This window comes from Capnocytophaga sp. oral taxon 380 str. F0488, assembly GCF_000318255.2.
GTDB lineage: Bacteria > Bacteroidota > Bacteroidia > Flavobacteriales > Flavobacteriaceae > Capnocytophaga > Capnocytophaga ochracea.
In genome coordinates this window covers 40,073-46,366 of the sequence record NZ_KB291207.1, presented here as the reverse complement: position 1 = coordinate 46,366, position 6,294 = coordinate 40,073, and the positions used below count along the sequence as shown (strand labels likewise).

The 6,294-nt window shown below is 43.7% G+C and carries 2 protein-coding genes; one reads left to right on the top strand and one right to left on the bottom strand.

Features of this window, described 5'->3' with window-relative positions; translation table 11 throughout:
- The first annotated feature begins 315 nt into the window (after positions 1–315).
- Positions 316–1,824: a GH3 auxin-responsive promoter family protein gene (locus HMPREF9078_RS07025; protein WP_009420004.1), complete on the top strand. Its 1,509-nt coding sequence runs from the start codon at positions 316–318 to the stop codon at positions 1,822–1,824.
- Between the two features lie 62 nt (positions 1,825–1,886).
- Here HMPREF9078_RS07025 and HMPREF9078_RS07020 read toward each other — a convergent pair whose 3' ends face one another.
- Positions 1,887–6,128: a cobaltochelatase subunit CobN gene (locus HMPREF9078_RS07020; protein WP_009420003.1), complete on the bottom strand. Its 4,242-nt coding sequence runs from the start codon at positions 6,126–6,128 to the stop codon at positions 1,887–1,889.
- Between the last annotated feature and the right edge of the window lie 166 nt (positions 6,129–6,294).

The window sequence follows — 6,294 nt, the reverse complement described above, 5'->3', positions numbered from 1 at the left end:
GACGAATGACGAAGGAAATGTGATGAAAATCTCTTGCTGGCTACCTTCAAAGAGGGAATTAGAGACGGGAAAAATTGTTTGACGGGGCGGATAGGGGAGGGGGATATTTATAGAATGGACTTTTTGTTATCGGGGGAAAGATAGTGCTTAGGGGAGGGTTGCTTGCTGATTATTGAAAAGAATAAAATGTTTAACTTGCAGAAAGACAACAAACCGGCGGAGAAAAGTTACTTTTGTAACTTAATTGTAATAGTAGTTTCTTGTTAGTTCAGAAATAATTATTACTTTTGTCACTTGTAATTTGTTATACAGGATATGCCATTAGCTTTATTCAATTCTATTACTTCGTGGTTTTTAAAACGCCGTATTGACCAAATACAAGAGTTCGTAGAGCACCCACATAAGGTGCAAGAACGTGTGCTTTTGGAGCTTCTCGATGCTGCCAAAGACACTGAACTGGGCAAACTATATAACTTTGCTGAGGTGAAAAACTATGAGCAATTCAGTAGAAATACACCATTAGTTTCTTATGAAGCCTTTGAGCCTTACGTAGAAAGGGCAAGACGAGGGGAGCGGAATGTATTTTGGCATACGCCGATAAAATGGTTTGCCAAGAGCAGTGGGACTACTAACGCTAAGAGCAAGTTTATTCCGGTAAGTGAGGAGGCACTGCAACTGTGCCATTACAAATCGGGGAAGGATATGCTGTGCTTATACCTAAATAACAACGAGGATTCGAATCTGTTTAAGGGCAAGAGTTTGCGACTGGGAGGGAGCAAGCAACTGTATGAACAAAACGGTACTTATTTTGGGGATTTATCGGCGATTTTGATTGAAAACCTGCCTTTTTGGGCAGAATGGAGTTGTACCCCCAGCAACAAGGTATCGCTGATGAGTGAATGGGAGAGTAAGTTACAAGCGATTATCAAAGAGGCGAAAATAGAGAATGTGACTAGTATTGCGGGCGTTCCTTCGTGGATGTTAGTGCTTTTAAATCGGATTTTAGAAGAAACCCAAAAAGAACATCTTTTGGAGTTGTGGCCCAACTTAGAAGTATATTTTCACGGGGGGGTGAGCTTTATACCGTATCGCGAACAGTATAAGCATATTATTCCTTCGGATAGTTTTCGTTATTACGAAATATACAACGCCTCCGAAGGGTTCTTTGCAATTCAAGACCGCAACAATTCGGACGAAATGTTGCTAATGCTCGACTACGGGATTTTCTATGAGTTTATACCGATGGAGACTTTTGGTACTGCGGAGCAAAAGGCAATTCCGCTGAGTGAGGTGGAGATAGGAAAGAACTATGCGATGGTGATTACTACCAATGCCGGTTTGTGGCGCTATATGATAGGAGATACGGTAAGGTTTACTTCGGTAGTGCCTTATAGGATTAAGATTACGGGTCGTACCAAGCACTTTATTAATGTATTTGGAGAAGAGCTCATCGTAGAGAATGCTGAGCGCGCGTTAGAAAAGGCTTGTGAGCAGACTAATAGTCACTTAATAGACTACACGGTTGCGCCTATATTTATGCAAGACAAGCTGAAAGGAGGGCACGAATGGGTAATAGAGTTTGATGCCCCTCCTGAGAGTTTGGAGCAATTTACCGAGATATTAGACCGCGAACTGCAAAAGCTCAACTCGGATTACGAAGCTAAACGCTACAACAATATGACGCTGAATATGCCCAAAGTGCACAAGGCTCGCACGGGACTTTTTCACGACTGGCTCAAACACAAGGATAAGCTTGGCGGGCAAAACAAAGTACCCCGACTCTCGAACAGCAGGGAGTACGTGGAGGAGTTATTAAATTTATGATGAAATTAAAAGTAGAAAGGCTACCCAATTGGGTAGCCTTTCTTATTTGCTGTAACTTTAAATTATCTTCTTCTTTTGCGAATAAAGATGATGAGACCGACGAAAGCGAGGAGCACTATTCCACCTATCCAAAGGGCACTGAGTGATACTTTTTCTTGAGGACTTCCGGTAGTGGTTTCTTCTTTTTTGAGGACTTTAGCATCTTGGGTATTGGCTTGAGCCTGACTGCCTTGGTGCGATTGAGCGAGCTGTTGCTGATACGCTTGGGCATTGGCAGGTGAAGCCTTTTTGCTGATATAATCCTGCAACTTCTTATTTTCGGAAGAGAAATGAGAAGAGCTTACACCGAATTGCTTAGTAAGGTCGGTATGGATATCGGCAAGTTTACTGATTTGGGCATCGGAGGCTTTCCACATACCTTTGCGGGTAGCTTCGAGCATTACAGCAGTTACCTCTTGCAAGGCTGCTACATTTTCTTTCTTTATAAAATCGGTGATGCCCAGGTGATGTTTATCTTCTATATAAGTGTTATATACCTCATTCCACATTGCATCGTCGATGAGTTCGGGGCGAGTAGCTTCCCAACCGTGCATATTAGTAACGATTTCGGCTATTTGCCCGGCACTTGAAGCCTTACCCTTCATCATTTCTTTGATGTATTTAGGATTGAATATTGTACTGCGTGCTTCGACCCCTACGGCTTCTTTGAGTTCTTGCACGTGCATATTCTTATGGTTGCGATAATCGGCGAGGTAGGCATCGGGGTCTTTGCCGTTTACTTCTTTGATAGCGGCATTCATACCCCCCATAAACTCGTAGACGTGGTCGAGGCTAAGCGCTCCCCAAGTGTTGTTTTGGCGAGGCTGAATGAGCACATCGGCGTTCTTGATAGCGGCGCGGAACATACCTTCTTGGAACTTGCTCCAATTGTCTTTACTGCCGTAGAAAGCGCCCATATTATGCATATAAACCTCAGCGATATCCTTTTGAGTTTCCCACTTATCGCCGGAATTAATCAACTCCTTAGTGCCTGTATCATAACGACCTTGCAAGCCACCAAAGATACGTTCGGTAGAAAGTTCGCGGGCTTCTTTGGGCGACACTCCGGCTTCTACCAATTGTTTTTCGATATCTACACTACCTACGCTCACTTCATTGGCATATGCTTCCTCAGGAAGAGCTGATACCATTTGAATAGCTTTGGTAAGCAAGAACAAACGAGAAGCTGCTAAATCGCGGAACTGACCTGAGGTTTGAATCACCACATCGATACGAGGGCGACCCAACTCTTCAGAAGGAATGACGCGCACATCGCCTACACGACCAAAGCTATCCCATACGGGTTCAACACCTAACATATACAAGGCTTGGGCGATAGATACGCCTTCGGTTTCTATAAATTCGGAACTCCAAAAGGTATAGGCTATCTTCTTGGGATATTCGTGGTGTTTGTTTTGGTATTCACTAATTACATTTTGGGCTAAAGCTACGCCTCTATCCCACGCGAGTTTAGACGGTGTACTTTCGGCATTCACCCCATAGAGGTTATGACCGGTAGGTACACCTTTAGGATTGGCTACTGCATCACCTCCTGAGGAAGGAGGGGTGTAACCACCATTTAGAGCATTGAAGAAAGCCTTTTCTTCTAAACGCGGACTGTTTTGCAAGGCGTCTTTATAGAGCGCTACATTGGTAATGGTTCTCTCGATATCTACCAAGGCACGCGCATAATCTATCTTAGCTTTTTGAGCGTTGAGAGCAGCCAGCTCTTCCTTAGTAAGAGGCTTGCGGTTTTCTTTTTTGGCTGGAGCTTTGATTTTGGTAGGACGACCTACGGCATCAGGTTTCTTAGCAGTAGCCGAAGCTGTGGCTGTTGTGTGAGTAGCAGTAGTGGTTGCTGAAACCGTAGCTTGTTTTTTCATCTGCTGTTGTAAGAAATAAGGCATACCACTTCCTTCTTCTTTAGCCATTGTAACTTTGGCTTTTTGCAAATCGTCAGCAGAGATATGAGCATAGTTGCAAATCAGTTCAGTAGTAACTGGTTTGCCTGCGAGTATTTGGTTTACTAAGCTCTTAGCAGGGTTTAGATAATGAGTTGTGAAAAAGGCTTTGTGTTTAAGGTCGGCTTCGGTAACTTTACCGTGGTACTTATCTAAGGTAGCCAAACTGTACGCAATAGGGTCGGCACTCATAGCCAAGACGGTAGAATTAATTTTATCAGGAGTATAAGGGACTCCCATTACGTAGTATTCGCCATTAATCTTTTCGGTGGCAATCTCTTCGGCGAAGTTAGCAAGGCGGTCGATTTCGGCTTCGGTATACGGTTTGGAGAGGATACTATCCAAACGCAAATCACGATGTAAGCCCATTGCTACGGCTAACTTTTTGATGTGTAACCCAATGGTTTGTTTATCGATAGGATTCTTTGCTTTCTGATAAGAAAGAATGGTGTTCTCTAAATTATTGAAGGTATTGCGCATATCGCTTTCGGTGAAAGCAGGGGTAAGATAAGACACAATACTGCCGTACGAACGACGTTTTGCCATCATCGCTTCGCCTATATTTCCGATAGTATAATAGTAGAAATGTGGTACGGTACCCACACAGATATCTGCCCAATCGTAATCGGAGAGGGCTACTTGTTTATTAGGGGTGAACTCCAATGAGCCGTGTGTACCGAAGTGAATGAGCGCATCGGCTTTGAGGCCGTTTTGTATCCAAAGATATGCCCCCATATAGGCATAAGGAGGGATTTCTTTTACGCCGTGCAACACTTTAAAATCATCATCAGTACTAATAGCGGCAGGAGGTTGAGGCAGAATGGTGATATTACCGAAAGTGAGTTGGGCTACCGCCAGATAATTTTTACCGTCCTTAGAAGTATTGAGGTAAGTGCCCGGTACAGCGCCGTTCTTTTCGATTACTTGTTTATAGAGTTTTTCGGGTAAAGTTTTTTTGAGCCAAGCATCTAATTCGTGAGCTTCTACCAAAGCAGGAGCACCTGTACTGATGAACTTTTCGATATCGCCTTTGGCATTGGCTCTATAAGTATTGGCGTGCGTGAGCAGTAGCTGGTTGAATTCGGCTTGTGTAGCGGGAAGCGTTCCTACGTTATAACCTTCGTTTTTGAGTTGATGTAAAAAACGAAATAGTGAAGGTTCGACCTCCAACCCTTGAGCGGCAGCAGGTGTAAGCCCCACACCTTTAAAGTAAACAATCGCCAACTTCTTGTCGGCATTAGGTTTACGTTTTAAATCGGTGAAGTTATGAATGATTTTGGCGAACTTCCGGGCGCGGTTCTCGATAGTATTGAGGAAGTAATAACCTTGTTTGTTTTGTTCTTGGGCAATCACTACATAAGGATAGAGTGCCCCGTCTAACTCGGGCATTACAATGGTTTGCCCCATAAAGCCACCCGACATACCCATAGGGTCTTTTTCCCAATCGTCTTTCATTGCTAAGACCGATAATCCCGTGAAGAGGGGTACGTTGTGCTCCTTAGCCCAATTGATAAACAGTTCGGGTTGCCCCATCATCATTTGTCCGTGAGGAAAATAGACAATGGCATCGGGATTGATTTCGGTAAGGAAGTCGATACGTTTTTCTTGAGCGGTGAAAGGATAGACGTTCATACCCTCGTTCTGCAAGGCGTGTATTACTCCATTGAGGTGTTCTTTATTTCCGCCAAAAGGCTCGTGTAAGCCTGCTACTATGGCGATGCGAGGAGCGCCTTCTTTATAGAAATTATTCTTCTGAATATACTCTTGATATTCTTTAAGGGAGCTGAAAGAGCGCTCGTCGTCTAAATGAAAGTAGACGTTTTCTTTGCGTTCGATAGGCGGTGCGGGTTCGGTAGCAAACCATTTCTTGTCGATATATTTGCGGACATAACGAACGAGGTTTTGGTAGTTTGCTTTATTGCCACTCATCAGATAGTCGCCTACGTGTTTGAGTTCGGTTTCGTTGAGGCTACTGATATCGTTATCGGGATTGGTAACGGCGAAACTGTGAAAAGGCACGCGGTTAGCAGCATCGATGAGCTGATTGCGCTGTTCGTCGCTAATTTTGAGTCCCATTGCCCATACGAGGACGAAGTCGTAGTTTTTGAGTTTATCGAGTTGGTCGAGGGGGACTTCTTCGATTTTGATAAACTTATCGGAATTAGAAAGGGCGATATTGGACGCCTGATAGCTGATGAAGTTCACCAATGCGATACGGGTGGGGGCGATGTATTTTCGCCATACGAAATAACCTGCTATTACTATAAGGAGCAGGGCAATGATGGATAGAATCTTTTTTTTCATCTTATTTGCTGTGGGTCGTAGCACGACAACAGATTGTTTTATAAATTAGACAAAAAGGTTTGATGTGAACAGGTGAGGCTGTGCCTCAGAATTTAAGCAAAATTAAGGTAATGCTTTGTAAAATGCTTGTTTTTAACGTGAGTTCGATGTAAGAAAAGTGTAGCTT

Excerpts from the sequence above, each read along its gene's own strand:
- HMPREF9078_RS07025 (WP_009420004.1), top strand. The coding sequence starts at position 316 with ATGCCATTAGCTTTATTCAATTCTATTACTTCGTGGTTTTTAAAACGC.
- HMPREF9078_RS07020 (WP_009420003.1), bottom strand. The coding sequence starts at position 6,128 with ATGAAAAAAAAGATTCTATCCATCATTGCCCTGCTCCTTATAGTAATA.